14 protein-coding genes are annotated in these 14290 nt (G+C 65.4%); 3 read left to right on the top strand and 11 right to left on the bottom strand.

What is annotated here, in order from left to right:
• The 4 genes from ntrC to ccsA form a co-directional block, all read right to left on the bottom strand.
• A complete protein-coding gene (gene ntrC, locus HY058_02035; protein ID MBI3496064.1) occupies positions 1–1458 on the bottom strand; it encodes a nitrogen regulation protein NR(I) in 1458 nt (485 codons plus the stop codon).
• A complete protein-coding gene (locus tag HY058_02030; GenBank protein MBI3496063.1) occupies positions 1458–2573 on the bottom strand; it encodes a PAS domain-containing protein in 1116 nt (371 codons plus the stop codon). Before HY058_02030 ends, ntrC begins: the two co-directional genes overlap by 1 nt.
• On the bottom strand, positions 2570–3565 hold the full coding sequence (gene dusB / locus HY058_02025; protein ID MBI3496062.1) for a tRNA dihydrouridine synthase DusB: 996 nt from the start codon (positions 3563–3565) through the stop codon (positions 2570–2572). The genes HY058_02030 and dusB overlap by 4 nt, the downstream gene beginning before the upstream one ends.
• Positions 3566–3660: 95 nt before the next feature.
• The gene (ccsA, locus tag HY058_02020; protein MBI3496061.1) at positions 3661–4458 is read right to left on the bottom strand and encodes a cytochrome c biogenesis protein CcsA; all 798 of its coding nucleotides are present in this window, start codon (positions 4456–4458) and stop codon (positions 3661–3663) included.
• Positions 4459–4519: 61 nt separating this feature from the next.
• Between ccsA and HY058_02015 the strand changes: the two genes are divergently transcribed.
• The 3 genes from HY058_02015 to HY058_02005 are packed head-to-tail and all read left to right on the top strand — an operon-like array spanning position 4520 to position 6620.
• Positions 4520–5665 carry a bifunctional 2-C-methyl-D-erythritol 4-phosphate cytidylyltransferase/2-C-methyl-D-erythritol 2,4-cyclodiphosphate synthase gene (locus HY058_02015; protein MBI3496060.1) on the top strand — a complete coding sequence of 382 codons (1146 nt, stop codon included), beginning with the start codon at positions 4520–4522 and terminating at the stop codon, positions 5663–5665.
• Positions 5662–6132, top strand: coding sequence for a phosphatidylglycerophosphatase A (locus HY058_02010; GenBank protein MBI3496059.1), 471 nt, complete (start codon positions 5662–5664; stop codon positions 6130–6132). The genes HY058_02015 and HY058_02010 overlap by 4 nt, the downstream gene beginning before the upstream one ends.
• Positions 6129–6620 carry a CinA family protein gene (locus HY058_02005; GenBank protein ID MBI3496058.1) on the top strand — a complete coding sequence of 164 codons (492 nt, stop codon included), beginning with the start codon at positions 6129–6131 and terminating at the stop codon, positions 6618–6620. Before HY058_02010 ends, HY058_02005 begins: the two co-directional genes overlap by 4 nt.
• Before the next feature lie 9 nt (positions 6621–6629).
• Here the strand turns inward: HY058_02005 and HY058_02000 are convergent, their stop codons facing one another.
• The 7 genes from HY058_02000 to HY058_01970 form a co-directional block, all read right to left on the bottom strand.
• Positions 6630–7100: a type II toxin-antitoxin system RatA family toxin gene (locus tag HY058_02000; GenBank protein ID MBI3496057.1), complete on the bottom strand. Its 471-nt coding sequence runs from the start codon at positions 7098–7100 to the stop codon at positions 6630–6632.
• 69 nt (positions 7101–7169) lie between these two features.
• A complete protein-coding gene (gene lipA / locus HY058_01995) occupies positions 7170–8111 on the bottom strand; it encodes a lipoyl synthase (GenBank protein MBI3496056.1) in 942 nt (313 codons plus the stop codon).
• Between the two features lie 50 nt (positions 8112–8161).
• Entirely contained in the window at positions 8162–9574 is a 1413-nt protein-coding gene (gene lpdA / locus HY058_01990; protein ID MBI3496055.1) for a dihydrolipoyl dehydrogenase, read from the bottom strand.
• A 145-nt stretch (positions 9575–9719) separates the two neighbouring features.
• Positions 9720–11024, bottom strand: coding sequence for a pyruvate dehydrogenase complex dihydrolipoamide acetyltransferase (locus HY058_01985; GenBank protein MBI3496054.1), 1305 nt, complete (start codon positions 11022–11024; stop codon positions 9720–9722).
• Between the two features lie 16 nt (positions 11025–11040).
• The gene (locus HY058_01980) at positions 11041–12405 is read right to left on the bottom strand and encodes a pyruvate dehydrogenase complex E1 component subunit beta (GenBank protein ID MBI3496053.1); all 1365 of its coding nucleotides are present in this window, start codon (positions 12403–12405) and stop codon (positions 11041–11043) included.
• A gap of 22 nt (positions 12406–12427) precedes the next feature.
• Entirely contained in the window at positions 12428–13432 is a 1005-nt protein-coding gene (gene pdhA / locus HY058_01975) for a pyruvate dehydrogenase (acetyl-transferring) E1 component subunit alpha (GenBank protein MBI3496052.1), read from the bottom strand.
• Between the two features lie 453 nt (positions 13433–13885).
• Positions 13886–14215: a septum formation initiator family protein gene (locus tag HY058_01970; protein ID MBI3496051.1), complete on the bottom strand. Its 330-nt coding sequence runs from the start codon at positions 14213–14215 to the stop codon at positions 13886–13888.
• Positions 14216–14290 lie beyond the last annotated feature (75 nt).

Genomic DNA, 14290 nt, shown 5'->3' with positions numbered 1-14290 from the left:
CTATTTCAAGACGCTGAGACCACGCACAACGTGGATTTCGAGCTCGCGAATCTTCTTGCGCAGCGTATTGCGGTTGAGTCCCAAAAGCTCGGCGGCACGGATCTGATTGCCCCTCGTCGCTGACAAGGAGAGGGTGATCAGCGGGCGTTCCACTTCTCGTAGGACACGGTCGTAGAGGCCGGAGGCCGGCAAACCATCCTTATGGGCCGCGAAGAAACCGCGGAGATGGCGCTCCACCGCCTGGCTCAACCCCTCATTCTCTGGGGCCCGCTCGCTCTCTTGCGGCGGCCGCGATTCCGCGAGCTCGGCTTCGATCACTTCGGCGCCGATCACCGCCTGGGCATAGAGGGCCGCCAAACGCCGCACGAGGTTTTCGAGCTCGCGCACATTGCCCGGCCAGCGATAGCTCTTGAGGCGCTCCATCGCTTGCGCGTCCAGCGTCTTCGGCGGCAGCCCCTCGGCTGCGGCTTGCGCGAGGAAATGGCTGGTCAGAGTCGGAATGTCCTCGGTGCGCTCGCGCAAGGGCGGCAAGCGGATCGGCACCACGTTCAGGCGGTAGAACAGATCCTCGCGGAACAGGCCTTGGCGGGTCAGTTGCCGCAAATCGCGATGCGTCGCGGCGATGATGCGGACATCGGCTTTGATCGGCGTGCGCCCGCCGACCGTGTGGTATTCGCCTTCCTGCAGCACCCGAAGCAGCCTTGTCTGTGCCTCGAGCGGCATGTCGCCGATCTCGTCCAGGAAGAGGGTGCCGCCTTGGGCTTGCTCGAAGCGGCCGGTCGAGCGCGTGGTGGCGCCGGTGAAGGCGCCGCGCTCATGGCCGAAAAGCTCGCTCTCGATGAGCTCGCGGGGGATCGCCGCCATGTTCACCGCCACGAATGCGCCGCCGCGGCGCTTGCCGTAGTCGTGGAGCGCGCGCGCTACCAGCTCCTTGCCCGTGCCCGACTCCCCGGAGATGGTGACCGTGAGATCCGTCCCCATGAGCCGGGCCAGCACGCGGTAGATCTCCTGCATCGCCGGCGAGCGGCCGATGAGGGGCAGCGCTTCTTCGCTTTGGCCGTCCGGCGGCGGCGCGTTCGCACTGGGGCCATGATCGGCGAGCGCCCGCTGCACGACACGCACCAGCTCGCGCAGATCGAATGGTTTCGACAGATACTCGAAGGCGCCGCGCTCAGTTGCCTTCACCGCCGTGAGCAGGGTGTTTTGCGCGCTCATGACGACGATGCGCAGCTCCGGCCTGGCTTTCTTGATGCGAGGAATGAGATCGAGGCCGTTGCCGTCCGGCATGATCACGTCGGTGATCACCAGGTCGCCCTCGCCGTCCTCGACCCAGCGCCAGAGCGTGGCGGCGTTTCCCGTCGTGCGAACCTCGTGCCCGAGCCGTGCTAGAGCTTGGGTCAGCACGGTGCGGATCGCCCGATCGTCATCGGCCACGAGAATGGTGCGAGCGGTATCCATCATTCGCTATGCCCCTTGGCGTGCACCGGCAGGAGCACGCGAAAGATCGTTCGCCGCGGCTGGCTGTCGAACTCCACCACCCCGCCATGGTCGCCGATGATCTTGGCGACGAGCGCCAGGCCGAGCCCGGTGCCGTTCACCTTGGTGGTGACGAAGGCATCGAAAAGATGCGTTCGCAGATCCTCCGGGATTCCGGCGCCATTGTCCTGCACGGTTGCCACCAGCGGCAGATGCAGCCGCGTCGAAGCGCCGGGCACGGCCAGACGCACCCCCTGCTGGTAGGTGGTCGACAGCACGATCTCCCCACTCTGCTCCGGCACTGCCTCGGCGGCGTTCTTGATCAGATTGAGGAACACCTGGATCAGCATGTCGCGGTTGCCATGCACCGGGGGCAGCGAGGGATCGTAGCGTTCGATGAAATGCACGCGCTGGGCAAAGCCGTTCTCGGCCACCTTGCGCGCGTGCTCGATCACCTGGTGGATGTTGACGGCTTCGCGCTTCAGCGGACGTGGATCGGAGAACGCCTCCATGCGATCGACCAATGCGCATATGCGGTCGGTCTCATCGCAGATGAGGCGGGTGAGCTCGCGGTCTTCGGGCTTTCCCGACTGCTCGAGGAGTTGGGCCGCGCCGCGAATGCCGGACAGCGGGTTCTTGACCTCGTGGGCCAGCATCGCCGCCATCGCCGTGACCGACCGGGCGGCATTGCGGTGCGTGAGCTGGCGATCGATCTTGTGCGCCATAGAGCGCTCATGGATCGAAAGCACCACGGTATCGGGCGCTTCGGCGAGCGGGGCCACCTCCACGGTGACGAGATGCGTTCCGATTCGCGGCGTCTCCAAAGTGACCCCATACTCCGAGATGCTGGCGCCGCTGGCGCAGACTTGTTCGATCAGCGCGAAGACCGGACTGTCGGCAGGAATGAGATGGTTCAGCATGCGGCCGATGAGGTGGCTGGCGCCGAGCTCGAAGAATTGCTCGGCCGCGGGATTGGCGGCGCTCAGCCGGCCGGCGGCGTCCACGACGATCACCGGGTGCCTAAGCGCATGCAGGATCGCCAGCGGATCGATCTCGACTTTGCCGCGGTGACGTCCGAAGGGAACGGTTGCGCTCATGCCAACGCTGCCCGGCGCGCCAGGAGGGGCTCATAGAAGCCCCGAATGAGCTCGTGAACTTGGCTGGGATCGAGGGAGCGATTGATTTGGGAGCGAAACTCGGCCGAGCCATCCAGACCCTTCGAATACCAGCCGATATGCTTGCGCGCGATCTTGAGCCCGGTGGCGATTCCATAATGCTCCAGCATCGCCGCCATATGCTCGTAGATGAGGGCGAGCTGTCGGGCGAGCGGCGGATCGGGCAGGCGCTCGCCGGTCTTGAGATAGTGGCTGACTTGGCGAATGAACCAGGGCCGCCCATAGGCGCCGCGGCCGATCATGACGCCGTCGGCACCCGACAGCGCCAGCGCCCGCTCGGCCTCTTCAAGGCTGGTGATGTCGCCGTTGACGACGACGGGAATGCGGACGGCTTCTTTGACCCGGCGCACGAAGCTCCAGTCGGCGCTGCCCTCGTACATCTGGCAACGGGTGCGGCCATGCACGGTCACCATCTGGATGCCGGCGTCCTCGGCGATCTTCGCCAGCCTGGGGGCGTTGCGGTCGGCGTCGTCCCAGCCTGTGCGCATCTTGAGCGTGACCGGCAAGCTGACCGCCTTGACCGTCGCCTCAATGATGCGCTGGGCATTCTCCTCGTGGCGCATCAAGGCCGAGCCGGCATAACCGTTCACCACCTTCTTCACCGGGCATCCCATGTTGATGTCGATGATGTCGGCGCCGAGATCGGCATTGAGCTTGGCAGCCTCGGCCATCACTGCGGGCTCGCAGCCGGCAAGCTGCACCGACATCGGATGCTCCTCGGCGGATTTCGAGACCATGTGCAGAGTCTTGCGGCTCTCGCGGACCATGGCCTCGCTGGCGATCATCTCGGAGACCACCAGCGCCGCCCCGCAGCGCTTGACCAGCCGTCGGAACGGCATGTCGGTGACCCCCGACATCGGCGCCAGGATCACCGGGTCGGGTAAAGAGATCGTGCCGATGCGAATGCCTAACATTTAGGCAGGGACCTTCTGTGCATAAAATACAAGCATATTGGCAAAGGACGGAGGCCGATGCAACTCTTTTGCTGCATTGCAGCAGAATCGGCAGGTTACGCCATCAAGACCCCGGTTACGAACTTCACTCCGGGATAGGCAAGGGTGAGCAGCAGCCAAGCCAAGAGGACGAGCCGGGCGGCTCTCCTGCCGCGAAGCCCCACCCGATAATGGGCAACCAGGAGTACGGCGATCAGCACGAAGGTGGCCAAAGACAGCACCGTCTTGTGATCGAACGGGATTAGCCGTCCGGTTGCCAGGTAATAGACGCTGATACCGGTGGCAAGGCCGACCCCCAGGACGATCTGGGAGGCAACCAGGAGGCGAACCTGCAAGGCTTCGGCATCGGCCACGGCGGGCAGCAGCCGGACGAGCCAGGACGGCCGTTTCCGCTTGAGGGCCCGCTCCTGCAGGAATACGGCGAGGCCGGCGACGGCGGCCAGATTGACGAGCCCGTAGGTCACCACCGAAACGAGGATATGGACGACGATCCAGGCGCCATGGCTGCCTGAGCTCAGCATCGGTTCCGGCAGGCGCTCCCATATGGTGGCGAGCGTTCCCAAGACCAGGAGGTAAGGCAGCAGCAACGTCGTCAGCCGCCACGCCGCTTCCGTGACCATGGTGAGACCGGCAAACAGCAGCATGGTGACCGCAATGGTGACCCACAGCGTCACCGCCAGTCCGGTGCGCCAGGCATCGTCGACTTGCAAGAGCGCCCAAGCCGACGGGCCGAGAACGGCGAGCGCCAGCGCTGCCCAATAGCGGGTGTTGCGCGCCTCGCCTCGCAACGCCAGCACGGTCGCTGGCACCAATGCAAAGAGCGCCAGGAGGCTCGGCAACACGGTGTGAGGCATGGGCAGACTATAGTCGTTTCTCGGTTGCTGGCGGAAGGTGCCCTAGACTAGCGTTCGCCCGATGACCGACATCGCAGCGCTCGTGGTCGCAGCCGGACGTGGGACTCGCTTCGGCGGCGAGGCGCCCAAGCAATACCAACCGCTCGCCGGCCAGCCGGTGCTGCGCCACTCCCTCAGAGCGTTCTCGGAGCATCCGCGCATCGGCGCGGTGCGTGCGGTCATACACGGCGACGATCGCGAACGCTATGAAAGGGCGGCCTCCGGCCTCGATCTGCTAGCGCCGGTAATCGGCGGAGCCTCGCGGCAAGAGTCCGTTCGCCTCGGGCTCGAGAGCCTGGCCGCGCAGCCGCCTTCCCTGGTGCTGATCCATGACGGCGCCCGCCCCTGCATCGCGGCCGATGTGATCGACCGGGTGATCGACGCGCTGGCGACCGCAGCCGGCGCCATAGCCGCGGTTCCCGTGGCCGATACCCTCAAGCTCGGACGCGATGGCTACGTCGCCGATACCGTCGATCGGGCCGGGCTGTGGCGCGCGCAAACCCCGCAAGGATTCCGCTATCCGGATATTTTGGCCGCTCATCGTTCCGCGTCCGACTTGTCGCTCACCGACGATGCGGCGGTGGCGGAACATGCCGGTCTTGCCGTGGCGCTGGTGGCCGGCAGCGAGGAGAATCTGAAGATCACATCGAGCGGCGACCTCCTGCGCGCGGAGCAAGCGCTCGGCGCCGGCGAGACGCGGGTGGGCACCGGCTTCGATGTGCATCGCTTCGGCGCCGGCGATCACGTGATGCTCTGTGGCGTGCGTGTGCCGCACGAGCACGGCCTCATTGGCCACTCCGATGCCGATGTGGGGTTGCATGCGCTGACCGACGCCGTGCTGGGCGCCATTGGTGCCGGTGATATCGGCGAGCATTTCCCGCCCTCCGACCCGCGTTGGCGCGGCGCCGACTCGGCCGCCTTCCTCGCCCATGCCGCGGGGCTGGTCGAGGCGCGGGGGGGCCGCATCCTGCATGTGGACCTAACGATCGTGTGCGAGCGGCCGAAGGTCTCCCCGCATCGTCAGGAGATGGCAGAGCGCATCGCCGCCATTCTTGCCATCGAGCGCGGCCGCGTCAGCGTGAAGGCGACCACGACCGAGGGCTTGGGCTTCACCGGACGACGCGAAGGCATCGCCGCCCAAGCCGTGGCGACCGTTCGCGTGCGATGAAGGAGCTCGGCTTCTGGCACCCGGCGACGCTCATTGCCACGTGGTTCGGCGTCGGTCTCATACCGCTCGCACCCGGTACCTGGGGCTCGCTCGCCGCGCTCCCCTTCGCCTGGGCGATCGAGCGAAGCTTCGGCGCTCCAGCGCTGCTGGCCGCTGGTGTCGGCGTGTTCCTGATCGGCGTTTGGGCGACGGACCTCTTTGCCAAGCGGTCGGGCATGGCGGATCCGCCCCAGGCTTGCGTCGATGAGGTGGCGGCGATGTGGCTGGTGCTGGCTTCGTTGCCGCAGACCTTGCTCGGCTATGCGCTCGGATTCTGCGCCTTTCGCGCCGCCGATATCCTGAAGCCGTGGCCGGTGAGCCTGGTCGACCGCCAAGTGACCGGCGGGCTGGGGATCATGCTCGACGATGCCGTCGCCGCCCTCTATGCGATCGGCGCCGCACGGCTGGTGCTGTGGATCATGAAATGACCAAAACCTTTCATCGCGAGGCCGAGGAGCTGCTCGCACGCTGTCGGGCGAACAAGCTCAAGCTGGCGACGGCCGAAAGCTGCACCGGCGGCCTCATCGCGGCGAGCCTGACGGAGATTGCCGGCTCTTCCGATGTGGTCGAGCGTGGCTTCGTCACCTACTCGAACGAAGCCAAGATCGAGCTGTTGGGGGTTGCCGAGGCGCTCATTCGCGCGCATGGCGCGGTCAGCGCCGAGGTCGCCCGCGCCATGGCCGAGGGTGCGGTTGCCCGCAGCCATGCGGATATCGCCGTCGCCGTCACCGGCATCGCCGGCCCGGGCGGTGCTACGGCGACGAAGCCGGTCGGATTGGTGCATCTCGCCGCGACACGTCGCGGCGGCGCCACACGGGATGTCCGCGCCGTCTTTCCGGGCAACCGACGGGCGGTGCGCGAGGCGAGCGTGCTGGCGGCCTTCGCGCTCATCGGCGACCTGATCTCTCATCCATAAGAGACGCCGCTAGGAGCGCTCCGGCGCCGATGCCGGTGCGTCCATGGCGCCGTAGAGCTGACCTGCCCGCGCCTCGAAAGCGGCGACCATCCGGCGGACTGCTTCGTTGAAGAGCACGCCGATCAGCTTCTGCAAGAGGCTGCTCTTGAACTCGAAGTCGACGTAGAAGTCGATCAGGCAGCCGCCATCTTGGGTCGGCTCGAAGCGCCAATGATTGGCCATGTGCTTGAACGGGCCGTCGGCATAGGAGACGTTGACGGTCCGCCCCGGCCGATCGAGGACGACGCGGGACGTGAACCGCTCCCGTACCATCTTGAACCCGATCACCAGATCGACAAGCAAGACATCGCTTTGGCGCTCGCGAATGCGGGCGGCCAGACACCACGGCAGGAATTCCGGATAGCGCAGCACGTCAGCCACCAGATCGAACATCTGCTCGGGCGAATAGGGAACGAAGCGCTTTTCCGCGTGCGTCGGCATGCGTTGGCTATAGGGCGACCGAGCCGAAGCGGCAACCAACCTCGTGCGTTCGGCGGGCCCCGCGATGCCTCACGGCGTTTGGGCGAGCTTCTGGGTCCGGGCTTGCCGCAGCCGATCGAAATCCTGACCGGCATGATAGGAGGAGCGGGTCAGAGGCGAGGATGCGACCAGGAGGAAGCCTTTGCCTTCGGCCATCGCCTTCAAGGCCAGGAATTCCGCGGGCGTGACGAAGCGCTCGATTGCGTGGTGCTTCGGCGTCGGCTGCAGATATTGACCGATGGTGAGGAAGTCCACATCGGCTGAACGCAGATCGTCCATCACCTGATGCACTTCTTCCCGACTCTCGCCCAACCCCACCATCAAGCCGGACTTGGTGAACAGCGCCGGGTTCAACTGTTTCACCCGGTCCAGGAGCTTAAGCGAGGCGAAATAGCGGGCCCCCGGCCGCACCGTGTGATAGAGGCGGGGCACGGTCTCGAGATTGTGGTTGTAGACGTCGGGGCCGGCCTCGACCACGGTCTCGATCGCTCCGTCCTTGCGCAGGAAATCCGGCGTCAGCACTTCGATCGTGGTGCCTTGCGCCCGGGCGCGGATCGCCTTGATCACCTTGGCAAAATGTCCGGCACCGCCATCGTCGAGATCGTCGCGGTCGACCGAGGTCACGACCACATGGGCGAGGCCAAGCTCGCCCACAGCCTCGGCGACGTGCTCGGGCTCATGCGGATCGAGCGCCAGCGGCTTGCCGGTCGCCACGTTGCAGAAGGCGCAGGCCCGCGTGCAGATGCTGCCCAGAATCATCACGGTGGCGTGCTTCTGCTGCCAGCACTCGCCGATATTGGGACAGCCGGCTTCTTCGCACACCGTGTTGAGATTGAGCCGGCGCATGAGCTGGCGGGTTTCCTGGTACTCGCGGCTGACCGGCGCCTTCACCCGAATCCAGGCGGGCTTCCGCAACATCGGCTGGTCGGGCCGGTGCGCCTTCTCGGGGTGTCGAAGCGGCGTCGAGGTCATGGGCCCCTGGATTCCACCGGCATCGCCGGCCGGCACGCGTCGAGGACTGTCTAGAAGTGGAGCGCCTTGCCATAGGCGTCAAGCACGCTTTCATGCATTGCCTCAGAGAGTGTCGGATGCGGGAAGATCGCGTGCATGAGCTCGGCCTCGGTGGCTTCGAGGGTGCGGGCGATGGTGTAGCCCTGGATGAGCTCGGTCACTTCCGCCCCGATCATATGCGCGCCCAGAAGCTCGCCGGTCTTGGCGTCGAACACGGTCTTGACCAGGCCTTCGGGCTCGCCAAGCGCGATCGCCTTGCCGTTGCCGAGATAGGGGAAGCGACCGACCCGGACCTCAAAGCCCGCCGCCTTCGCCTTGGCCTCCGTCAGGCCGACGCTCGCCACCTGGGGCGAGCAGTAGGTGCAGCCCGGTATCAGGCTCATATCGAGAGGATGCACATCGTTGAGCCCGGCGATCTTCTCGACACAGAGGACGCCCTCATGCATCGCTTTATGGGCCAGCCAAGGCGGGCCCACGAGATCGCCGATCGCATACACCCCGGGCTCGCCGGTCTCCATGTAGGGTCCGCTCATCACATGCGTCTTCTCGACCTTCACCTTGGTGCCTTCAAGGCCGATATTCTCCACGTTGCCGACGATGCCGATGGCAAGGATCACCCGCTCGAAGGAAGGCTCGCTCGCTTTGCCGCCGACCTCGATCTGGGCTGCGACCATATTGCTGCTCTTCTTCAAACCCTTCACCGTGGCCCCGGTGTGGATCTTCATGCCTTGCTTCTCGAATGCCTTGCGCGCGAAGAGGGATATCTCCTCGTCCTCGACCGGGAGCACCCGATCCAGCACCTCGACGACGGTCACCTCGGCGCCGAGGGTGCGGTAGAAGCTGGCGAACTCGATGCCGATGGCGCCGGAGCCGACGACCAGCAGCGACTTCGGCATGCTCTCGGGAACCATGGCCTCCTTGTAGGTCCAGATGAGCTTGCCGTCGGGCTCGAGCCCGGGCAGCGATTTCGCCCTGGCGCCGGTCGCCAGGATGACGTGCCTTGCCGTGAGATCGGCGACCGGCTTGCCGTCCTTGCTCACCGCGACCTTGCGCTCGCCTCCGGCCATTCCGGCGAGCCTGCCGTGGCCATCGAACACGGTCACCTTGTGCTTGCGCATCAGGTGCTTGACCCCGGCCGATAGCTGGCCGGCGACGGCGCGGCTCCGCTTGATCACCTTCTTGATGTCGAAGCCGACATTGGTGGCGGTGAGCCCGAACTGATCGAGGTTGTGCAGGAGGTGGTAGAGCTCCGACGTGCGCAGCAGCGCCTTGGTCGGGATGCAGCCCCAGTTGAGGCAGATGCCGCCCAGGTGCTCGCGCTCCACCAGGGCGGTCTTCAGCTTGAGCTGGGCGGCGCGGATGGCGGCGACATAGCCGCCGGGTCCGCCGCCGACGACGATCACATCGAAGCTGGTGTCAGCCATGCCTCAGATCCCATGCTATCCCGGCGTTATTCTCTTGATCGCCTCGGTCCCGGCAAGACCCTCGGCGTCGTCCCTGGCATGCACGCAATGAATGGGAAATCGGGTCAACCCCAAAGACGCGATGACGCAGGTTCGGCCGGCATTCTTACAGGAGCATGCTGATGGGATCTTCCACCAGCTTCTTGAACGCCTGCAGGTACTCTGCGCCGACCGCGCCGTCGACCACCCGGTGATCGACCGACAAGGTCGAGGTCATGACCGTGGCAATGGCGATCGCACCCGCCTTGACCACGGGGCGCTGCTCGCCGGCGCCGACCGCGAGGATGGCACCCTGGGGCGGATTGATGACGGCGGCGAACTCGCGAATGCCGTACATGCCGAGATTGGAGATCGAGAAGGTGCCGCCCTGGAATTCTTCCGGTTTCAGCTTGCCGGCGCGGGCGCGAGCGGCCAGATCCTTCATCTCGGCCGAGATCTGCGCCAATCCCTTCTGGTCCGCCTTGTGGATGATCGGCGTAATGAGGCCGTCGGGGATGGCAACGGCCACCGAAATGTCGATATCGGTGTAGCGACGGATCGCTGCTTCGGTGAAGGAGGCATTCGCCGCCGGCACCTTTTTCAGCGCCAGCGCGGCGAGCTTGATCACCATGTCGTTGACCGAGATCTTGATGCCGTCCTTCTCGTTCTTGGCATTGAGCTCGGCACGCAGCTTCAGGAGCTGATCGATCTCGCAGTCGATCGTCAGGTAGAAATGCGGCGCGTGCTGCTTCGATTCGGTGAGCCGCCGCGCCACCACCTTGCGAATGTTGTTGTTCGGAAACTCGACATAGGCGGGACCGCCCGGGAACGCCGCCGCCGCGACCGCCCGCGGCGACGGCGCGCCGGCAGGAGGAGCGGCCGCGGCTGGGGCGGGCGCCGGCATGCGCCCACCGCCGCCGAGCGCGCGCTCGACATCGGCTTTGACGATGCGGCCATGGGGACCGCTGCCCTGGAGCGGGCCCAGGTCGAGCTTGGCTTGAGCGGCCATGCGCTTGGCGAGCGGACTGACGAAGATGCGGCTCGCGGGTGCCATCTGGTTTACCGTCGAAGCCACGGCGGTCGGGGCGGGTGCTGCCGGCGCCGGCTGCGGGGCCAGGCTCGGTGCCGGCGAGGCGGATGGCGCCGGCTTGGCGCCGTTCGTCGACTGGCTCAGCGCCGAGGGGCTCTCGCCTTCGGCCAGCATCAGCGCGATCGGCTCGTTGACCTTCACCGCCTGGGTTCCCTCTGGAACGATGATCTTGCCCAGCACTCCCTCATCGACCGCTTCCACCTCCATCGTCGCCTTGTCGGTCTCGATCTCGGCGATCACGTCGCCCGGCTTGACCGGGTCGCCCTCGCGTTTGTGCCACTTGGCGAGGTTGCCTTCGGTCATGGTCGGTGACAGCGCAGGCATTAGGATCTTGATCGGCATGGGGGCGGTTCCGAGGTCAGGACCGATAGAGAGCAGACTTCGCCGCCGCGACGACGCGCTGCGGCGACGGCAGGACCAGCTTCTCCAGGTTCGCTGCGTACGGCATTGGCACATCGAGGCCGGTCACCCGCACCGGAGGGGCGTCCAGGTGATCGAACGCGCGCTCCATGATCATGGCCGAGATTTCCGCGCCGATGCCGGCATAGGGCCAGCCCTCCTCGACCGTGACCAGGCGGTTCGTCTTCACCACCGATTGCACGATCGTATCCGTGTCGAGCGGACGCAGCGTTCTGAGGTCGATGACCTCCGCCTCGACGCCTTCTTTGGCCAGCAAGTCGGCGGCGTCGAGTGCGAACTTCACCATGAGCGAGAAGGCGACGATGGTGACGTCCTTGCCCGGACGCACGACCCGCGCCTTGCCGATCGGCACGAGGTGATCGCCTTCGATCGGCACCTCGAAGCTGTGCCCGTACAGGACCTCGTTCTCGAGAAAAATGATGGGATTGGGATCGCGGATGGCGCTCTTCAGCAGTCCCTTGGCGTCGCCGGCGCTAAACGGCGCCACCACCTTGAGGCCGGGACAGTGGGAAAACCAGGACGCATAGCACTGGCTGTGCTGGGCGGCGACGCGCGCTGCGGCGCCATTGGGGCCCCGAAATACCACCGGGCAAGCCATCTGGCCTCCGGACATGTAGCGGGTCTTGGCCGCGGAATTGATGATTTGGTCGATCGCCTGCATGGCGAAGTTGAAGGTCATGAACTCGACAATCGGCCTCAGGCCGAGAAAGCCGGCGCCGACCGTTAGGCCGGTGAAACCCTGTTCGGTGATCGGCGTGTCGATGACGCGCCTGGCGCCGAACTCTTGCAGGAGCCCTTGGCTCACCTTGTAGGCGCCTTGATACTCGGCAACCTCCTCGCCGATGAGAAACACGGATTTGTCGCGGCGCATCTCCTCCGCCATGGCATCGCGCAGCGCCTCGCGGACCGTCATCGGCTGGGTCTTGCCGGTATACTCCTTCTCCACCGGCGCCGGCGGCGGCGAGGACGGCCGGGGCGTTGCCGCGACCGCGGCGGCCGGCGCCGGTTTCAGCGTCGGCGCGGCGGATGCCCCGCCATTCGTCAGCTTGCTCGCATCCTCGCCGTCGGTCACCAGCACGGCGATCGGGGTATTGACGGCCACTCCCTCGGTCCCCTCGGGCACGAGAATCCGTCCGAGCGTGCCTTCGTCCACCGCCTCGACCTCCATGGTGGCCTTGTCGGTCTCGATCTCCGCCAGTACGTCGCCGGAGCGAATGGGATCGCCCTCATGCTTGAGCCAGCGCGCGATCTTGCCTTCCGTCATGGTCGGCGACAGCGCCGGCATCAACACCTGGATCGGCATGCGTTCCCCTTAACCTTCGGCCTCAGGCTTCGACCAATACATCAGTCCACAGCTCGGATTCTGGCGGTTCGGGACTCGTCTGGGCGAAGTCAGCGGCGTCCGCGATGACGTCGCGGATCTCCTTGTCGAGGCGTTTCAGCTCCTCCTCGCTCGTCCCGGCCGCCTGCAGGAGATCGCGCACGCGGCTGATCGGATCGTGCTCGGTGCGCATCTTCTCCACTTCTTCCTTCGAGCGGTATTTCGCCGGATCCGACATGGAGTGGCCCCGGTAGCGATAGGTCATCATCTCCAGGATGTAGGGCCCGGCTCCGTTCCGCGCCTGCTCGACCGCCTCGTCGCCCGCTTCCTTGACGGCCAGCACGTCCATGCCGTCGACCTGCTTGCCGGGGATGCCGTAGGGATGCCCCCGCTCGGCCAAGGCGGCACCCGCCGCCGCGCGCTGCACCGATGTGCCCATGCCGTACTTGTTGTTCTCGATGACATAGATGACGGGCAGCTTCCAAAGTGCCGCCATGTTGAAGCTCTCATACACCTGGCCTTGGTTGACGGCGCCGTCGCCGAGATAGGTCAGGGATACGCGTTTTTGGTCGTTGTACTTCTGGGCGAAGGCGACGCCGGTGCCGATCGGGACCTGGGCGCCGACGATGCCATGGCCGCCATAGAAGTGCTTCTCGCGGCTGAACATATGCATCGAGCCGCCCTTGCCCTTGGAATAGCCGCCGATGCGTCCGGTGAGTTCGGCCATGACCCCCCGCGGGTCCATCCCGCAGGCGAGCATGTGGCCGTGATCGCGATAGCTGGTGATGACGGCATCATCGGGCGTGATCGCCGACTGCATGCCGACGACGACGGCTTCTTGGCCGATATAGAGATGGCAGAAACCACCGATGAGGCCCATGCCATAGAGCTGTCCGGCGCGTTCTTCGAAGCGCCGAATCAACAGCATTTGTCTATAATATTTCAACAGTTCGGCGGGCGCAGGCACCGCCGATTCCGCGGCGCGTGCGTCGCGCTTGGTCTTCGCCATCAGGAGTCTCCCTCTTCCTCGACGGACGACGTGAAAATCCGCCGAGGGCGCTCGCGCTTAGACCTACCGCGAAAGGTCAGGCGATACAAGGCTAGCGCAAGTATTCATTGTGCGCTGCACAATAGAACACTCGGGCATTCCTGCATAATTTCTGCGCAGATGTAGGTAAATTTCGAAGCAGTTGGACACGCCGCAAGGAATGGAAAGCTTCGATGGCGCGAACGCATTGCCGACGTCGCTCCGACCTGAACCATAGCGCTGTGCTGTTGCAGCAAAGTGAAGCTTCTGTGGCCCAGCCACGAAGATGGCAGGTGTCGCCGGAACCCTCGACGGGAGGGTTTTTGGCCATCCACGAACCCTGCGGCGAGGGCAACGGCGATGAAAGTAGACCGATCGGTCTAGGGGAGTGATCCGGATCGGCGGCTGAGCCGGACGGTGGTGGCGTCGGCGGCGTTAGTTCCGCGCCGGTGCTCGAGGCGAAAGGATGACGACCTCGTCGGGACGCGAGAAGTTGAGGATGGCGCGCGCGCGCTCTTCCAGCATGTCGGGATCGAGATTGTCCGGGCGCAGCAACGAGACGCGATGCTCCAAGGTCTGGCGCTCTTTGGCGACGACACCGAGGCGGGCCTCGGCCTCAGCGATCTCGACACCCATCCGGCGCCAGGCGAGCAGACCGCGGTCGCCTTCGACAGCGTGATAGGCGAAGTAGCTTGCGACCAGGATGCCGAGCACCGGTCCGACGACATGACGCGCACGACGGCGCAGCTCGCGAGCGATCGACATGGCGGAAAAGAATCATAGCGATCCGCCATGGTCAACGAAATCTGCGGGTGAGTCAGATGCTTATCACCCGAATTT

The sequence above is a fragment of the Pseudomonadota bacterium genome, from assembly GCA_016195085.1.
Taxonomy (GTDB): domain Bacteria; phylum Pseudomonadota; class Alphaproteobacteria; order SHVZ01; family SHVZ01; genus JACQAG01.
Note: the sequence above shows the minus strand (reverse complement) of the source record. Positions and strands in the feature narration are given on the sequence as shown.

Excerpts from the sequence above, each read along its gene's own strand:
- pdhA (MBI3496052.1), bottom strand. The coding sequence starts at position 13,432 with ATGGCGAAGACCAAGCGCGACGCACGCGCCGCGGAATCGGCGGTGCCT.
- ccsA (MBI3496061.1), bottom strand. The coding sequence starts at position 4,458 with ATGCCTCACACCGTGTTGCCGAGCCTCCTGGCGCTCTTTGCATTGGTG.
- ntrC (MBI3496064.1), bottom strand. The coding sequence starts at position 1,458 with ATGGATACCGCTCGCACCATTCTCGTGGCCGATGACGATCGGGCGATC.
- HY058_02010 (MBI3496059.1), top strand. The coding sequence starts at position 5,662 with ATGAAGGAGCTCGGCTTCTGGCACCCGGCGACGCTCATTGCCACGTGG.
- HY058_01980 (MBI3496053.1), bottom strand. The coding sequence starts at position 12,405 with ATGCCGATCCAGGTGTTGATGCCGGCGCTGTCGCCGACCATGACGGAA.
- HY058_01985 (MBI3496054.1), bottom strand. The coding sequence starts at position 11,024 with ATGCCGATCAAGATCCTAATGCCTGCGCTGTCACCGACCATGACCGAA.
- HY058_01970 (MBI3496051.1), bottom strand. The coding sequence starts at position 14,215 with ATGTCGATCGCTCGCGAGCTGCGCCGTCGTGCGCGTCATGTCGTCGGA.
- lipA (MBI3496056.1), bottom strand. The coding sequence starts at position 8,111 with ATGACCTCGACGCCGCTTCGACACCCCGAGAAGGCGCACCGGCCCGAC.
- HY058_02005 (MBI3496058.1), top strand. The coding sequence starts at position 6,129 with ATGACCAAAACCTTTCATCGCGAGGCCGAGGAGCTGCTCGCACGCTGT.
- dusB (MBI3496062.1), bottom strand. The coding sequence starts at position 3,565 with ATGTTAGGCATTCGCATCGGCACGATCTCTTTACCCGACCCGGTGATC.
- lpdA (MBI3496055.1), bottom strand. The coding sequence starts at position 9,574 with ATGGCTGACACCAGCTTCGATGTGATCGTCGTCGGCGGCGGACCCGGC.
- HY058_02030 (MBI3496063.1), bottom strand. The coding sequence starts at position 2,573 with ATGAGCGCAACCGTTCCCTTCGGACGTCACCGCGGCAAAGTCGAGATC.
- HY058_02015 (MBI3496060.1), top strand. The coding sequence starts at position 4,520 with ATGACCGACATCGCAGCGCTCGTGGTCGCAGCCGGACGTGGGACTCGC.
- HY058_02000 (MBI3496057.1), bottom strand. The coding sequence starts at position 7,100 with ATGCCGACGCACGCGGAAAAGCGCTTCGTTCCCTATTCGCCCGAGCAG.